This window comes from Caulobacter sp. SRI_014, assembly GCF_057586315.1.
This window is the reverse complement of the sequence record NZ_JBYCZQ010000012.1, coordinates 12,355-27,038: the sequence shown is the minus strand read 5'-3', so window position 1 is coordinate 27,038 and position 14,684 is coordinate 12,355. Positions and strand designations below refer to the sequence as shown.

General features: G+C 68.1%; 14 protein-coding genes, 1 tRNA gene and 1 pseudogene. 10 read left to right on the top strand and 6 right to left on the bottom strand.

All coding sequences use genetic code 11. From position 1 onward, the window contains the following. Positions 1 to 202 precede the first annotated feature (202 nt). A complete protein-coding gene (locus tag AC2YG9_RS19745; protein ID WP_487299711.1) occupies positions 203 to 460 on the bottom strand; it encodes a DUF1150 family protein in 258 nt (85 codons plus the stop codon). Positions 461 to 507: 47 nt separating this feature from the next. Then, positions 508 to 933, bottom strand: a complete 426-nt coding sequence (locus tag AC2YG9_RS19740; RefSeq protein ID WP_487299710.1) for an Hsp20 family protein — start codon at positions 931 to 933, stop codon at positions 508 to 510. A gap of 134 nt (positions 934 to 1,067) precedes the next feature. Between AC2YG9_RS19740 and AC2YG9_RS19735 the strand changes: the two genes are divergently transcribed. Continuing rightward, positions 1,068 to 1,787, top strand: a complete 720-nt coding sequence (locus tag AC2YG9_RS19735) for a tetratricopeptide repeat protein (protein ID WP_487299709.1) — start codon at positions 1,068 to 1,070, stop codon at positions 1,785 to 1,787. Positions 1,788 to 1,897: 110 nt separating this feature from the next. Here the strand turns inward: AC2YG9_RS19735 and AC2YG9_RS19730 are convergent, their stop codons facing one another. The 3 genes from AC2YG9_RS19730 to AC2YG9_RS19720 all read right to left on the bottom strand — a co-directional run bounded on the left by AC2YG9_RS19730 (position 1,898) and on the right by AC2YG9_RS19720 (position 5,345). Then, the gene (locus AC2YG9_RS19730; protein WP_487299708.1) at positions 1,898 to 4,501 is read right to left on the bottom strand and encodes an ATP-binding protein; all 2,604 of its coding nucleotides are present in this window, start codon (positions 4,499 to 4,501) and stop codon (positions 1,898 to 1,900) included. 132 nt (positions 4,502 to 4,633) lie between these two features. Beyond that, positions 4,634 to 4,709: transfer RNA gene (locus tag AC2YG9_RS19725), tRNA-Ala, on the bottom strand. A 144-nt stretch (positions 4,710 to 4,853) separates the two neighbouring features. Next, positions 4,854 to 5,345 carry a TIGR02300 family protein gene (locus AC2YG9_RS19720; RefSeq protein WP_487299707.1) on the bottom strand — a complete coding sequence of 164 codons (492 nt, stop codon included), beginning with the start codon at positions 5,343 to 5,345 and terminating at the stop codon, positions 4,854 to 4,856. 121 nt (positions 5,346 to 5,466) lie between these two features. On the opposite strand from AC2YG9_RS19720, the gene aroA reads away from it, so the two are divergent. The 3 genes from aroA (at position 5,467) to rpsA (ending at position 9,264) form a co-directional block, all read left to right on the top strand. Further along, entirely contained in the window at positions 5,467 to 6,789 is a 1,323-nt protein-coding gene (gene aroA / locus AC2YG9_RS19715; RefSeq protein WP_487299706.1) for a 3-phosphoshikimate 1-carboxyvinyltransferase, read from the top strand. Further along, positions 6,789 to 7,427 carry a (d)CMP kinase gene (cmk, locus tag AC2YG9_RS19710; protein ID WP_487299705.1) on the top strand — a complete coding sequence of 213 codons (639 nt, stop codon included), beginning with the start codon at positions 6,789 to 6,791 and terminating at the stop codon, positions 7,425 to 7,427. Before aroA ends, cmk begins: the two co-directional genes overlap by 1 nt. A gap of 124 nt (positions 7,428 to 7,551) precedes the next feature. Then, positions 7,552 to 9,264, top strand: coding sequence for a 30S ribosomal protein S1 (gene rpsA / locus AC2YG9_RS19705; protein WP_487299704.1), 1,713 nt, complete (start codon positions 7,552 to 7,554; stop codon positions 9,262 to 9,264). 9 nt (positions 9,265 to 9,273) lie between these two features. On the opposite strand, the gene AC2YG9_RS19700 is transcribed toward rpsA, so the two are convergent. Beyond that, positions 9,274 to 10,110 carry a hypothetical protein gene (locus AC2YG9_RS19700; protein ID WP_487299703.1) on the bottom strand — a complete coding sequence of 279 codons (837 nt, stop codon included), beginning with the start codon at positions 10,108 to 10,110 and terminating at the stop codon, positions 9,274 to 9,276. Positions 10,111 to 10,255: 145 nt separating this feature from the next. Here AC2YG9_RS19700 and AC2YG9_RS19695 point away from each other — a divergent pair, with 145 nt between their 5' ends. The 6 genes and pseudogenes from AC2YG9_RS19695 (at position 10,256) to trpA (ending at position 14,683) form a co-directional block, all read left to right on the top strand. Then, positions 10,256 to 10,537, top strand: coding sequence for an integration host factor subunit beta (locus tag AC2YG9_RS19695; RefSeq protein WP_487299702.1), 282 nt, complete (start codon positions 10,256 to 10,258; stop codon positions 10,535 to 10,537). 26 nt (positions 10,538 to 10,563) lie between these two features. Further along, a pseudogene (mscL, locus tag AC2YG9_RS19690) lies at positions 10,564 to 10,965 on the top strand (large-conductance mechanosensitive channel protein MscL); the annotation flags it as partial. Positions 10,966 to 11,087: 122 nt separating this feature from the next. Then, complete coding sequence (locus tag AC2YG9_RS19685; RefSeq protein ID WP_487299701.1) at positions 11,088 to 11,972, top strand: hypothetical protein; 885 nt, start codon at positions 11,088 to 11,090, stop codon at positions 11,970 to 11,972. Beyond that, positions 11,972 to 12,625, top strand: a complete 654-nt coding sequence (locus tag AC2YG9_RS19680; protein ID WP_487299700.1) for a phosphoribosylanthranilate isomerase — start codon at positions 11,972 to 11,974, stop codon at positions 12,623 to 12,625. The genes AC2YG9_RS19685 and AC2YG9_RS19680 overlap by 1 nt, the downstream gene beginning before the upstream one ends. Before the next feature lie 7 nt (positions 12,626 to 12,632). After that, positions 12,633 to 13,853: a tryptophan synthase subunit beta gene (trpB, locus tag AC2YG9_RS19675; protein ID WP_487299699.1), complete on the top strand. Its 1,221-nt coding sequence runs from the start codon at positions 12,633 to 12,635 to the stop codon at positions 13,851 to 13,853. Beyond that, positions 13,850 to 14,683, top strand: coding sequence for a tryptophan synthase subunit alpha (trpA, locus tag AC2YG9_RS19670; protein ID WP_487299698.1), 834 nt, complete (start codon positions 13,850 to 13,852; stop codon positions 14,681 to 14,683). Before trpB ends, trpA begins: the two co-directional genes overlap by 4 nt. Position 14,684: the final 1 nt, after the last annotated feature.

The window sequence follows — 14,684 nt, the reverse complement described above, 5'->3', positions numbered from 1 at the left end:
CCTCGTACTGGGCCGCGCCATAGGTTCGATCAACGAGGTTGGATGATCGGACGCGACAAAGGGGGCTCGCCTTGGAGCAGATCGAGCGGCGCATTAGCCCGGTCAATCTGGCGAGAAGAGGGCGGCCTCTTAGAGGTTTGATGTCGGGAAGGCAACCTTTGGGGCCGCGCGAGGTTCGGCGCGGCCCCGCAGGGCAGGGGTCCTAGTGGACGGAAACCGGGGCCAGTTCGTGGGCCAGGGCGGCGGAAATGGCGCTGTCGCGGTCGCTCATCACGGCCAGGCGCTCACCATCGGCGCGGTGCACGGCATAAAGGGTTTGCTCGGGTTCGAGCTCGACATGGGCCAGCGCGGCGGCCGGCGAGGACGCGATGATCTCGGCGCCGCTCACGGGGCGCACGTAGACCAGGCTGGGGCCGCCGAGGGCGGCAAAGGCTTCGTTGGTCAGTCTCACGGGTGTCATTGCGACCACCTCCTTCACAAAACGAACGCGGGACAGGCGCTTATGGTTCAGCCGCCGGTCCGGATGGGAATGCGCTGGATCAGGCGCTCGGCCTTGGGGCGATCCAGATCGACGTGCAGCAGGCCGTGCTCGAGGGTGGCCCCCCCGACAACCATGCCGTCCGCCAGGATGAAGGTCCTGAGGAACCCTCGGGCGGCGATGCCGCGATGCAGGAAGGCCCGGTCCTGGCCCTCGGCGCCGGCGTCGCGCTTGCCGGCCACGGTCAGCATCTCGCCCTCGACGCTCACCTCCAGCTGGTCCGGCGAGAAGCCGGCCACGGCCAGGGTGATGCGCAGCCCGCCGTCATCGCGGGCCTCGACGTTGTAGGGGGGATAGCCTTCGGTGGCCGCCCGCTGGGCCCGTTCGATCAGGCTGCGGGTGTGGTCGAAGCCCAGCAGGAAGGGGCTGTCGAACAACACGGTCCGGGTCGTCATCGTCTTCGTCCTCGAGTCCTGTTCAAGCGACTCCCGCAAGGTTTGGCCCGAGATCGGCGCCGGCCCTTGCGGCAAGAACAATAGGTGGCGATTGTCGGCGAGGTTCGCAAGTCAGCGAAGCCATGGGGGGTGCAATGCGTAACTTTGCAGGTCTTGTTCTGGGGGCGGTGTTGGTGGCGATGGGGGTGGCCTCGCCGGCCATGGCGCGGCAGGACCCGATCGAGCTGATCGAACAGGCCAACGCCATCGTCGACAGCGACCCGGTCAAGGCCTTCGGCCTGATCCGGCGGGCGGCGGCCAGCGGCGATCCGACAGCTCTGGATGCTATGGGCGTCTATCTGAAGTTCGGCATCGGCGGCGAGCCGGACCTAGAGGCGGCGGCCGACTACTATCGCCAGGCGGCGGAAAAGGGCCATCCGGTCGGCCAGTGGCACCTGGCCATGGCCTTGCTCGAGGGCGAGGGGGTCGACAAGGACGCGGCCGAGGCCTGGACCTGGGTCGAGAAGTCGGCCCAGCGCGGCTACGTCAACGCCCAGATCAGCGCCGGGGTGATGCTGGCCACGGGCGAGGGCGTCGCCGAGGACGACGTCGCCGCCCGTGGCTGGTACCGCAAGGCGGCGGAGAAGGGCTCGGCCCATGCCCTGCGCAGCCTCGGCTTCATGATGCTGACCGGCGAGGGCGGCCCGGCCGACGCCCTGACCGGCCAGGCCTACGCCGAAATGGCCCGCGAGGGCGGCGACAAGAACGCCGGGGCGGTGCTGCAACAGTTCGGCAAAGAACTGTCCCTGGAGGACCGCCGCAAGGCCGAAGAGATCAAGATCGACTGGAAGCGCCGCTACGGCGATCCGCGCTAGACCCTTTCAAGTTTTGATGTACGCATCAAAACCTGATCAAAAGGGTCTAGAATCAAACATTTAGAGCATGTCCGGGCGGGCGAACCGCATACACTTCGCCCTGACATGCTCTAGCGTTCGATCAGGTCGCGGATGCGGCTGCCCAGGGCGGCCATGGCGAAGGGCTTGGTCATCACCTCCATGCCGGGGGCCAGGTGGCCGTTGCCGATGGCGGCGTTCTCGGCGTAGCCGGTGATGAACAGCACCTTGAGGTCCGGGCGGTCGACGCGCGCGGCGTCGGCCACCTGGCGGCCGTTCATGCCGCCCGGCAGGCCGACATCGGTGATCAGCAGGTCGACCCGCGCACCGGTGTTCAGGATCTTCAGACCCTCAGGACCGTCGGCGGCCTCGATGGCGATGTAGCCGCTGTCCTGCAGCACCTCGACGATCAGAGCGCGGATGGCCGGCTCGTCGTCGATGACCAGCACCGTCTCGCCGTCGCCGTGGCCGGGAGCCTCCGCCTCGGGCCCGCGCACGACCTCGGCCTCGCCGTGGAACCGGGGCAGGTAGAGGCACATGGTCGTGCCCTTGCCGACCTCCGAATGGATGCGCACCTGGCCGCCCGACTGGCGGGCAAAGCCGTAGACCATCGACAGGCCCAGGCCCGTGCCCTCGCCCAGCGGCTTGGTGGTGAAGAAGGGATCAAAGGCGCGGGCGACGACGTCCGGGGCCATGCCGGCGCCGGTGTCGGTGACGCAGATCGACAGATACTGGCCGGGCGGCAGGTCGCGCTCGGCGGCGGCCCGCTGGTCCAGCCATGTGTTGGCCGTCTCGATGGTGATCCGGCCGCCGTCCGGCGCCATGGCGTCGCGGGCGTTGATGCAGAGGTTGAGCAGGGCGTTTTCCAGCTGCGAGGGATCGATCCGCGCCGCCCACAGGCCGGCGGCGCCGACGATCTCCACCTCGATGTCCGGCCCGACGCTGCGCCGGACCAGTTCCTCGAAACCGCTGATCAGCCGGTTGACGTCGGTGGGGCGCGGATCGAGCGTCTGGCGGCGCGAGAAGGCCAGCAGGCGCTGGGTCAGGGCGGCGGCGCGGCGTGCGGCGCCCTGGGCGTTGTCGATGTAGCGCTCCAGACCGCTGAGCCGTCCGGCCCGCAACCGCATCTCCAGGAGTTCGAGATTGCCGCTGACGGCGGCCAGCAGGTTGTTGAAGTCGTGGGCCAGGCCGCCGGTCAGCTGGCCGACCGCCTCCATCTTCTGGGCCTGGCGCAGGGCCTCCTCGTGCAGGCGCAGTTCGGCGGTGCGAGCCTCGACCTGTTCCTCGAGCGTGGCGGCAAGCTCGCGCAGTTCGGTTTCGACACGGCGGCGTTCGGTGGCGGCGCGGGTGCGGTCGGCGACCTCGCGGACCAGCTCCATCTCGTCCTCGGTCCAGGGCCGGGCCTCGGCGTGGTTGAGATAGAGAAGGGCGACGAAGTCCCCCTGTTCGGTCACCGGCATGTTGAGCACCGCCTGGGCGCTGATCGCCTTCAGGGCGGCGCCGTTGTCGGAGGTGCGCGGATCGGTCTCGGCGTCCTCGATCAGCACCGTGCGGCCGACCTTGAGGTCCTCGATGTAGGAGCCGTAGTCGCGGAAGTGCAGCACTCCGGCCAGGCTCTGGATGCCCGGCGCATTCCAGTCGCGGGCGATGGTGATGGTCTCGGCCTGCTTGTCGATGACGCCGTAGCCGGCCCGGCTGACGTTCAGGGTGCGGCCGAGGATTTCGGCGGCGGCGTAGGCCAGCTCGTCGGGGTCGTCGAACTCGCGGATGCGGTCGCCCAGTTCGACCAGGGCCAGTCGCCGCTGTTCGAGGGTGGCGCGTTCGGTGACATCGACCCCCTCGACGAAGATGCCGGTGACCTGGCCGGTGGCGTCGCGGATCGGCTGGTAGAGGAAGTCGAGGGTGCGCTGGTCGATCGGCCCATCCGGCTCGGTCTGCATGGCGTAGGTGGCGCTGGTGGCGACATAGGCCTCGCCGGTCTCGTAGACCCGGTCCAGCAGGTCCAGGTAGCCCTGCGCCACGGCCTCGGGCAACGCCTCGGCGACGGTCAGGCCCAGCACGGGGCGATGGCCGACCAGCCGCATGTAGGCCGGATTGGCCAGATCGATGCGATGCTCCGGCCCGCTGAGCATGGTCATGAAGCTGGGCGCCTGGTCGAACAGGCGGGCGAACTGTTCGCGCTGCGAGCCCAGGGCGGCGATGGCGCGGACCTTGTCGGTGGTCTCGGTGACCACGGCATAGACGCCGGCCACCGCGCCGCCGCCGTCGCGCACCGGGTTGTAGGAGAAGTTGAACGAGGCCTCGACGGTTTCACCGCCCCGCACCAGCGGAACCGGCAGGTCCTCGAACCGCTGGGCCTCGCCCTGCAGCACCTGATCGAACAGGGCCCCCACGGTCGGCCAGGCGTCGGCCCAGACCTGCGCCGTCGGACGGCCCAGGGCGGTGGGGTGCTTGTCGGCCAGGATGGGCACGAAGGCGTCGTTGCACATCCAGGTGAGGTCGGGCCCCCAGGCGATGAACATGCCATGCCGGGAATCCAGCATCAGGGCGACGAGGGTCTTCAGGCCGTCGGGCCAGCTTTCGGGGGCGCCAAGGGGCGTGGCGGTCCAATCGAACGCCCGCATGCGCCGGCCCATCTCACCGCCGCCGACGAGAAACCATGGCGCGGCGCCGTCCTGGCCGTCCAAAGCTGTCACGAAGTTCGCCCCGACATCATCCGCCCCGAAGGGCGCGCAAGCGCCCTCAAGCGAGAATACCTCAGTGGTCTCGAGGTTCCGACGGGGGAGCAGAAATGGAAAGGGCCGCATCCTCGTCGGATGCGGCCCTTATGGTGGAGCTAAGCGGAGTCGAACCGCTGACCTCTTGAATGCCATTCAAGCGCTCTACCAGCTGAGCTATAGCCCCGAAAGGATCGGGCTCGTCATCGGTGGCCCGGCGGCGAGGGCGGGGTCTTAGTCTGTCGGCTTTCGCCGATCAAGCCTTCCCCGTCAGTTTTTTTCGTCGCGGGCCGGGCCCCCTCGCGGAGACCCGGCCTCACAACGGTTTTCATCAGACGTCGTCGTCGCCCTCGCCGGGCAGGCCGTCGATCTCGTCTTCCGGGAAGTCGTCGTCGTCTTCGTCCTCGAGGAACGGCACGTCGTCGGTTTCTTCCTCGTCGAGGGTCTCCTCGTCGTCGGCGAAATCGACGCCGATGTCGTCGGCGGGCTTGGCGGCGGCGTCGCCTTCCTCATCGTCGGTTTCGAGCGGCTCGGCGGCGGCCTCGTCGTCGATTTCCGGCGTGGTGTCGGGTTCTTCCTCGAAGCCGTCCTCGTCTTCCGACACGGCGGTCTTCTTGGCTTCCGCGGCCTCGTCGTCCTTTTCGCCATCGTCCTCGTAGTCGGGGGTGATGGCGCGGGCGCGGACGCGGCGGTTGCGGACGGCCTCTTCCGGGTCGAACGACTCGCCGCACTTGGGGCAGGTCGCCGGACGGCGGTTCAGGTCATAGAATTTCGCCGAGCAGTTCGGGCAGAGCTGCTTGACGCCGAGTTCAGGGCTGGCCAAGGCGGGCGGCCTCTCTATGTAGGGTGTGGAAAAGCGGCGGCTCCCTTGCCACGCGACAGGGGCGCTGTCAAAAGGCTTTCCCCCAATTCCAGCCCATTGCCAAGGGAGCCGAAGCCTCGGCATGACCACCGCCGCCCTCCGAGCCCGCCCCGGCGCGGCCTTGCGCGGGACCATCCGGGTCCCCGGCGACAAGTCGATTTCCCACCGGGCGTTGATCCTGGGGGCGCTCAGCTCGGGGACGACAACCATCACCGGTCTGTTGGAAGGCGACGACGTGCTGGCCACCGCCCGGGCCATGCAGGCCTTCGGCGCGACGGTTACCCGCACCGGCGAAAAAGCCTGGACCGTCGAGGGCAAGGGCGGCTTTTCCGAGCCGGCCGACATCGTCGACTGCGGCAATGCCGGCACCGGGGTGCGGCTGATCATGGGCGCGGCGGCGGGGTTCGATGTCCGCGCCACCTTCACCGGCGATGCCTCGCTGAAGAAGCGGCCGATGGGCCGGGTGCTGAACCCGCTGGGCCTGATGGGGGCCAAATGGCTGTCGCGCCAGGGCGAGCGCCTGCCCCTGACCCTCAGCGGCGGCCATCTGACCGCAATCCGCTACGTGCTGCCGATGGCCTCGGCCCAGGTGAAGAGCGCCGTGCTGCTGGCCGGCCTGAACGCTGCCGGCGACACCTATGTGCTGGAGCCGGAAGCCACCCGCGACCACACCGAACGGATGCTGCGGGCCTTCGGCGCGACCGTCGAGGTTTCCGACCAGCCGGAAGGCCGGCTGATCAAGCTGGCCGGCGGCCAGAAACTGAACGGCTGCCACGTGGACGTCCCGGCCGACCCCTCCTCGGCCGCCTTCCCGCTGGTCGCGGCCCTGATCACGCCCGGATCCGAGGTGACCGTCGAGGGCGTCATGCTCAACGCCACCCGTACCGGCCTGTTCGACACCCTGGTCGAGATGGGGGCCGATCTGACGATCACAAACCGCCGCGAGGCTGGCGGTGAGGAGGTCGGCGACATCACCGCCCGCCATTCCGCCCTCACCGGCGTCGTCGTGCCGCCCGAACGGGCCCCGGCGATGATCGACGAGTATCCCATCCTGGCCGTGGCCGCCGCCTTCGCTTCCGGTTCGACGGTGATGCGCGGCGTCGGCGAGATGCGGGTCAAGGAGAGCGACCGGATCGCGTTGATGGCGGGTGGCCTGGCTGCCTGCGGTGTCGGGGTCGAGGAGGAGCCGGAGGGCTTCACCGTCGTTGGCACGGCTGGCGGCAACCACCCGGTGCGGGGCGGGGCCCGCGTCATCACCCATGGTGACCATCGCATCGCCATGAGCCATCTCGTGCTGGGCCTGGCGGCGCAGGGCGACGTCGAGGTTGATGAGCCGGGCATGATCGCGACGAGCTTCCCGGGGTTTGTGGAACTCATGACCGGCCTTGGCGGGGAACTCGGCTGATGGGTTTCGTGATCGCCGTCGACGGCCCGGCCGCCTCCGGCAAGGGCACCATCGCCACCAGGCTGGCCGCCCTCTACGGCTACCCCGTCCTCGACTCCGGCCTGCTCTACCGGGCCGTCGGGGTGCGCGTCCTCGCCGAGGGGGGTGAGCTTGGCGACATGGCCCACGCCACCCGCGTCGCCCTGACCCTTGATCCCGCCACCCTGGAAAACCCCGAGGTCCGCACCCGCGCCGCCGGCGAGGCCGCCAGCCGGGTGGCCGCCTACACGCCCGTCCGCGAGGCTCTGCGCCAGTTCCAGCGCAGCTTCGCCGCCCAGGAACCGGGCGTGGTCATCGACGGCCGCGATATCGGCACCGTCATCGCCCCCCACGCCGATGCGAAGCTGTTCGTCACCGCCTCGCCCGAGGTCCGGGCCAACCGCCGCTGGAAGCAGTTGACCGGTCAGGGCGAGCAGGTGGCCTACGAAGACATCCTCGCCGACATCCACATCCGCGACGAACGGGACAGCGGCCGCAGTGACAGTCCGATGATCATCGCCAAGGACGCGGTCTTGCTCGACACCTCCGAAATGGATATAGACCGCGCCTTCGATGCGGCCCGCCGCATTGTCGAAGTCGCGCGCGCTCGAGGTTCTTGAAAAAGAACCGGGGGCTAATCCAACCGCGCGGCAAGCGGGCCAACACCATTACCCTGAAAAACCGAACGTCCGGACTCCGCCCCTGCGCGCGTCCTCGTTCCCCAACAGAGACGTAAGTAGCCACATGGCTGATGATATGAACTTCAACCCGACCACCGCCGACTTCGAGGCGCTTCTCAACGAAAGCCTTGGCGGCGCCAGCGACTTCGCTGAAGGCACCGTGATCAAGGGCAAGGTCGTCGGGATCGAAAAGGACGTCGCGATCATCGACATCGGTCTGAAGACCGAGGGCCGGATCAGCGTCAAGGAATTCGGCGTCGACGCCGACGGCAAGGCCACCCTGAAGGTCGGCGACACCGTCGAAGTCTTCCTCGAGCGCGTCGAGAACGCCCTCGGCGAAGCCGTCATCAGCCGCGAAAAAGCCAAGCGCGAAGAAGCCTGGACCCGTCTGGAAGAAGTCTTCGCCCGCAACGAGCCGGTCAACGGCGCCATCGTCGGCCGCGTCAAGGGCGGCTTCACCGTCGACCTGGGCGGCGCCAGCGCCTTCCTGCCCGGTTCGCAAGTCGACATCCGCCCGGTGCGCGACGTCGGCCCGCTGATGGGCAAGGAACAGCCCTTCGCCATCCTGAAAATGGACCGTCCGCGCGGCAACATCGTCGTCTCGCGTCGCGCCATCCTGGAAGAAGCCCGCGCCGAACAGCGCACCGAGCTGGTCAGCCAGCTGCAAGAGGGTGAAATCCGCGAAGGCGTCGTCAAGAACATCACCGACTACGGTGCGTTCGTGGACCTGGGCGGCATCGACGGCCTGCTGCACGTCACCGACATGAGCTGGAAGCGCGTCAACCACCCGAGCCAGGTGCTCGCGGTCGGCGACACGGTGAAAGTCCAGATCGTCAAGATCAACCCCGACACCCAGCGCATCAGCCTCGGCATGAAGCAACTGCAGTCCGACCCCTGGGACGGCGTGGAAGCGAAGTACCCGGTCGGCGCCAAGTTCACCGGCCGCATCACCAACATCACCGACTACGGCGCGTTTGTTGAGCTGGAAGCCGGCGTTGAAGGCCTGGTGCACGTCTCGGAAATGTCCTGGACCAAGAAGAACGTCCACCCCGGCAAGATCGTCTCCACCTCGCAGGAAGTGGACGTCATCGTGCTCGACGTCGACAGCTCCAAGCGCCGGGTCAGCCTGGGCCTCAAGCAGGCCGCGGCCAACCCGTGGGAGAAGTTCCTGGCCGATCACCCGATCGGTTCGACCGTCGAAGGCGAAGTCAAGAACGCCACCGAGTTCGGCCTGTTTATCGGCCTGGACGGGGAAATCGACGGCATGGTCCACCTGTCCGACCTGGACTGGGCCGTGTCGGGCGAAGAAGCCCTGGCCAAGTACAAGAAGGGCGACATGGTCAAGGCGCGCGTTCTCGACGTCGACGTCGAGAAGGAACGCATCAGCCTGGGCGTCAAGCAACTGGCCGGCGATCCGATGGCCGGCGACAGCTTCCGCAAGGGCCAGACCGTCACCTGCACCGTCACCGAAGTCACCTCGGGTGGTATCGAAGTGAAGTTTGGTGAAGACGACGCCCCGATGAGCGCCTTCATCCGCAAGTCGGACCTGTCGCGCGATCGTCAGGAGCAACGTCCGGAACGCTTCGCCGTCGGCGACCGCGTGGACGCCCAGGTCACCGCCGTGGACAAGGCCGCTCGCCGCGTCTCGGTGTCGATCAAGGCTCTGGAAATGACCGACGAGAAGGAAGCCATCGAACAGTACGGTTCGTCCGACTCGGGCGCCTCGCTGGGTGACATCCTCGGCGCGGCCCTGCGCGAAAAGGCCTCGAAGGACTAACCTTCAAGCCTATTGAGCATCTACGTAGAGCGGCGGCCGGGGCGACCCGGCCGCCGTTTTCGTTTCCGCCATCAGGCTCTCGCCGCCGGGCTGGATATCGAGGCTGGCCCAGCTGGCCCCGGCGTGGCGGGCGACGGCCAGGGCCGCCACCGAGCGGACCCCATGGATCAGCACCGTCGGGCCGATAGTCTGCAGCAGCAGCACCCGCCGCAGCATGGCGTCCTCGTTCTCGGCGCCATCCAGGCCGTCGGCCTCTATGGCCGCGCCCGTGAAGCCGCAGTCGGTCAGATGGCGCACCTGCGCCGGCCGGGGCCGGGTGCGGGCCAGCACGCCGCGGAAGATGGGCATCAGCGCTCCAACGGCCTCCCGGATGGCGCCGCGCGGCACGCCGGGTTCCAGGCCCAGCACCTCGCAGACAGCCAGAACCCCATGATCGATCTGGCCGGCGGCGACCCGGCGCAGGAGGCGGCGGCGCGGCTTCTCGGCCCGCAGGGTGCTCCAGCTGACCGGCAGCAACAGCAGCGGCGGCCGCTCGCCCTGTTCGGCCGGATCCAGGGCGGCGAAAGCTGCGTCGATGACGGCGAGATCGACCCGCTCGGCGTCGACGAAGTTCAGGCTGGTGACGTCGAGGCGTCGCTTGTCAGGATCGGCCTCGACCAGCCCGTAGCTCAGGGCCCGGCCACGCAGGGCGCCTTCCTTCAGGCTGATGGCCGGACGCAGTCGCCCGTCGATGATCAGATCGACCCCGACCGAGGCCGCCAGCCGGGCGCGCACGCGAGGACCCCGCATGGCGTCCAGGCCGGTCGCGGCCGGGGCTGAGGTTCGCGCCTCGGGGGAATGCTGCATGTTTAAGCGCCTGTACTCGACTTGAGTATAGGTCGGCAGGCTTGATCCGGTTTTAACAGCCGCAAATTTCACGCAACCCCTTGAAGACTCAAGGTGAGTTAGGCAAAGGTCGCGACGCCGTGAGGCTGGGGATACCGGGGATAGCATGATCAAGTCCGAGCTGATCGCCAGTCTGGCGGCGGAAAACCCGCACCTGACACAGCGCGATGTCGAGCGCGTCGTTGGCGTCATCCTCGAAAAGATGATCGCGGCGCTGGAAGACGGCGGCCGTGTCGAGCTGCGCGGCTTCGGCGCCTTCTCGGTGCGTTCGCGTCCCGCCCGGTCGGGCCGCAACCCCCGAACCGGGGAAACGGTGGACGTGCGGGCCAAACATGTGCCCTTCTTCAAGAGCGGCAAGGAACTGCGGGCCCGGCTGAACGCCGACTAGAGCCCGCCTATCAGCGGAGCTTGGTCATGAGTGTGGTCAGCGAATTTCGGCAATTCATCTCGCGCGGCAACGTCATCGACCTGGCGGTCGGGGTCATTATCGGCGCGGCCTTCGGCAAGATCGTCACCGTCTTCGTCGACGGCATCATCATGCCGCCGATCGGCCTGGCCCTGGGCAAGGTCGACTTTTCAGACCTGAAGATCGTCCTCGCCCCGGAAGATGTGACCACCAAGACCGCCGAGGTGGCCATCACCTACGGCGCCTTCATCAACACCATCATCCAGTTCCTGATCGTCGCCCTGGCGGTGTTCATCATGGTCAAGCTGGTCAACGCCGCCCGCCGCGAGGAAGCGGCGGCGCCCGAGCCGGCTGAGCCGGCTCCCACGCCGAGCGAGGCCCTGCTGACCGAAATCCGCGACCTGCTGGCCGCGCAGAAGGCGGTGGCTCCTGCCCCCAAGGTAGTTCCAGTCAAGGCTGAGGCGGCCCCGGTCAAGGCCGTGGTCCGCAAGCCGGCGGTCAAGAAGCCGGCCGCGGCGAAAAAGGCCTAAAGATGCGCGCTTCGGTTCGGCTCGCGGTCATCGCGGCCCTGGCGTTCTGCACGCCCGCCCTGGCGGCGCCGCCCGCTGTGCATATCCCAACGCCCAAGGGCGGGCTGTTCAATGTGCAGGTTCGGCCCTTCAAGGCCGGCGATCACTACAGCTTTGTCTCCGAAACCAAGAGCAGCGAGACGGGTGGAGAACGCCCGGGCGGCCAGTCGAGCCGCTTTCGGTTCGACCTCGACATCGTGTCGGTTGATGCGGCCAGTGGTCAGCCGGTGCTGCGCTACACCCTGCGAGAGGTGACGATCGAAGACCCGCGCGAGCCGGGCATCCAGCAGATCATGAACGCGTTCGTCGGCGTGCCGCTGGAGTTCCGCACCGTGATCGGCCTGCATCCGGGCGAAGCCCTCAATGGGCCGGCAGTGCGGGCCGCAGTCACCGCCAACCTCAAGCGCCAGAACGGTGCGCCGGAGCTTCAGGACGTGCTCGCCAAACTGTTCGACAGCCTGATGGCCACCCCGGACGGCCTGCCCGGCTGGATGGCGGCCGACGTCACGGATCTGGCCGGCATGTTCGAGCCGCGGGTGCCGAACGAGCCCCTTACCCTGCCGACCATTCAGGAGCGCCTTGAGGACGGCTCGACCTGGGTCCGGGACGGAACCGTCAAGGTGATCTCGGTCGATGACGCCCTCTGCCGTCTGACCTTCGCCCGCTTGAGCCGCACCGGGATCGAGGCCAAGGGCTATACCGAGGAACTATCGTCCCAGGCCACGGCGGCGACGGACGGCCTGGCCGTCGTCCTGACCCAGCGCCAGATCAAATCGGGCCCTGGCGGCTACGCCTTCGAAGAAAACGAGACCATCACCCGCCAGAGCGCGGCGCCGGGCTGCCTCTGATGGCTGACGCCAAGATCTGCGGCCTCTCCACTCCGGAGACGGTCGAGGCCGCCATGGCCGCCGGCGCGGCCTGGCTGGGGCTGAACTTCTTTCCGGCCTCACCGCGCTACTTGACCCCCGAAGCCGCCGGCCGCCTGGCCATCCAGGCCCGGCGCGATGGGCCGCGTCGCCCACCCTCGCTAGTGGCGGTGACGGTCGATCCGTCCGACGCCCTGGTCGATGACATCGTCCAGGCGATGCGGCCGGAGTTCATCCAGCTGCATGGCGACGAGACGCCCGCCCGGGCACAGGCCATCCGCACCCGGTCGGGCGTCGGCATCATCAAGGTGCTCCCGGTCACCGACGCCTCCGACATCGCGCTTGCCGACAAATGGGATGGCCTCGCCGACCACCTCATGTTCGACGCCCGGCCGCCGACCGGCAGCGACCTGCCGGGGGGCATGGGCGCGCGGTTCGACTGGACCCTGCTGGCCGGCAAACGCTACGCGCGGCCACACTTCCTGGCCGGCGGCCTCGACCCGTGGAATGTGAAGGAGGCTTTGGCCCTCTCAAATGCCCCGATTGCGGACGTTTCCTCTGGCGTGGAGCGGGGTCGGGGGATAAAGGACAGCGCCTTGATCAAGGCCTTCCTCGACGCCGTCCGCAGTCTGTGAGCACCCTTTGAACGCCCCCGCTAAACCTAATGACTGGAACGCGCTGCCCGACGCGCGCGGCAAGTTCGGCGAGTTCGGCGGTCTCTACGTCGCCGAGACCCTGATGCCGCTGGTCCTGGGCCTGGGCGAGGCCTACGCCGCCGCCAAGGCCGACCCGGAATACCAGGCCGAGCTGACCTGGTTTCACAAGCACTACACCGGCCGCCCCAGCCCGCTCTATTTCGCCGAGCGGCTCACCGCCTACTACGGCGGCGCGAAAATCTACTTCAAGCGCGACGAGCTCAATCACACCGGGTCGCACAAGATCAACAATGCGCTGGGCCAGATCCTGCTGGCCCGCCGCATGGGCAAGACCCGGATCATCGCCGAGACCGGGGCCGGCCAGCATGGCGTCGCCACCGCCACCGTCTGCGCCCGCTTCGGTCTGCCCTGCGTGGTCTACATGGGCGCCACCGACGTCGAGCGGCAGAAGCCCAACGTCTTCCGCATGAACCTGCTGGGCGCCGAAGTTCGCCCCGTCACCTCGGGCACCGGCACCCTCAAGGACGCCATGAACGAGGCGATGCGCGACTGGGTGACCAACGTCGAGGACACCTACTACCTGATCGGCACCGCCGCCGGGCCGCACCCCTATCCGGCCATGGTCCGCGACTTCCAGTCGATCATCGGCCATGAGGCGCGCGAGCAGATCCTTAGCCAGGAAGGCCGCCTGCCCGACGCCGTGGTCGCCTGCATCGGCGGCGGCTCCAACGCCATCGGCCTGTTCCACCCCTTCCTGGCCGACGAAGGCGTGCGGCTGATCGGCGTCGAGGCGGCGGGCCATGGCATCGAGACCGGCGAGCACGCCGCGTCCCTGACCGGGGGCCGCCCCGGCGTCCTGCACGGCAACAAGACCTACCTCTTGCAGGACGACGACGGCCAGATCATCGACGCCCACTCGATCAGCGCCGGCCTCGACTATCCGGGCATCGGCCCCGAGCACAGCTTCCTGCACGAGACCGGTCGGGCCGAGTATGTCTCGGCGACCGACAAGGAGGCGCTGGCCGCCTTCCAGCTTTGCGCCGAGCAGGAGGGCATCATTCCGGCCCTCGAACCGGCCCACGCCCTGGCGCGCGTTGGTGAACTGGCGCTGGAGCTCGGCAAGGACGGCGTCATCGTGATGAACATGTGCGGCCGCGGCGACAAGGACATCTTCACTGTCGCCGAAGCCCTGGGGCGGACGATTTGAGCAATACCCGTATCGACAAGCGTTTCGCCGCTATCGCGGCGGAGGGCCGCGCCGCGTTCGTCGCCTATGTCATGGGCGGCGACCCCGATTTCGCGACCTCGCTGGACATCCTCAAGGGCCTGCCGAAGGCCGGGGTCGACCTGATCGAGGTCGGGTTCGCCTTCTCCGATCCGATGGCCGAAGGGCCGTCGATCCAGCGCGCCGCCCTGCGGGCGCTCAAGGCCGGCATGACGCTCAACCGGACGCTCGAGCTGATCGCGGAGTTCCGCAAGACCGATGCCGACACGCCGATCGTGCTGATGGGCTATCTCAACCCGCTGTTCAGCGCCGGCTATGAGGCCTTCGCGGCTCGCGCTGCCGACGCTGGGGTCGATGGCTGCATCATCGTCGACTGTCCGCCGGAAGAGTCCGAAGAACTGGGCGACGCCCTGGAGACCGTTGGCCTGTCGCGCATCTGGCTGACGGCGCCGACCACCGACGACAAGCGCCTGCCCGCCGTGCTCGCCCGCACCTCCGGCTTTGTCTACTACGTCTCGGTGGCCGGGGTGACCGGGGTGAAATCGGCCGACGCCGGCGATGTCGGCAAGGCCGTGGCGCGGATCAAGGCGGCGACGCCGCTGCCGGTCTGCGTCGGCTTCGGCATCCGCACGCCCGAACAGGCGGCGGCGGTGGCCAAGGTCGCCGATGGCGTCGTGGTCGGATCGGCCTTTGTCGACGCCGTTCAGGATGCTCTTGAGGGCAAGACGAACGAAAACGTGACCGAAAGCGTTCTTTCCAAAGCCGAGGCATTGGCGAAAGCTGTGCGTTCGGCGAGAGTCGGTCAGGCTTGAG

Excerpts from the sequence above, each read along its gene's own strand:
- aroA (WP_487299706.1), top strand. The coding sequence starts at position 5,467 with ATGACCACCGCCGCCCTCCGAGCCCGCCCCGGCGCGGCCTTGCGCGGG.
- AC2YG9_RS19745 (WP_487299711.1), bottom strand. The coding sequence starts at position 460 with ATGACACCCGTGAGACTGACCAACGAAGCCTTTGCCGCCCTCGGCGGC.
- AC2YG9_RS19735 (WP_487299709.1), top strand. The coding sequence starts at position 1,068 with ATGCGTAACTTTGCAGGTCTTGTTCTGGGGGCGGTGTTGGTGGCGATG.
- AC2YG9_RS19740 (WP_487299710.1), bottom strand. The coding sequence starts at position 933 with ATGACGACCCGGACCGTGTTGTTCGACAGCCCCTTCCTGCTGGGCTTC.
- AC2YG9_RS19685 (WP_487299701.1), top strand. The coding sequence starts at position 11,088 with ATGCGCGCTTCGGTTCGGCTCGCGGTCATCGCGGCCCTGGCGTTCTGC.
- rpsA (WP_487299704.1), top strand. The coding sequence starts at position 7,552 with ATGGCTGATGATATGAACTTCAACCCGACCACCGCCGACTTCGAGGCG.
- AC2YG9_RS19700 (WP_487299703.1), bottom strand. The coding sequence starts at position 10,110 with ATGCAGCATTCCCCCGAGGCGCGAACCTCAGCCCCGGCCGCGACCGGC.
- cmk (WP_487299705.1), top strand. The coding sequence starts at position 6,789 with ATGGGTTTCGTGATCGCCGTCGACGGCCCGGCCGCCTCCGGCAAGGGC.
- AC2YG9_RS19680 (WP_487299700.1), top strand. The coding sequence starts at position 11,972 with ATGGCTGACGCCAAGATCTGCGGCCTCTCCACTCCGGAGACGGTCGAG.
- AC2YG9_RS19695 (WP_487299702.1), top strand. The coding sequence starts at position 10,256 with ATGATCAAGTCCGAGCTGATCGCCAGTCTGGCGGCGGAAAACCCGCAC.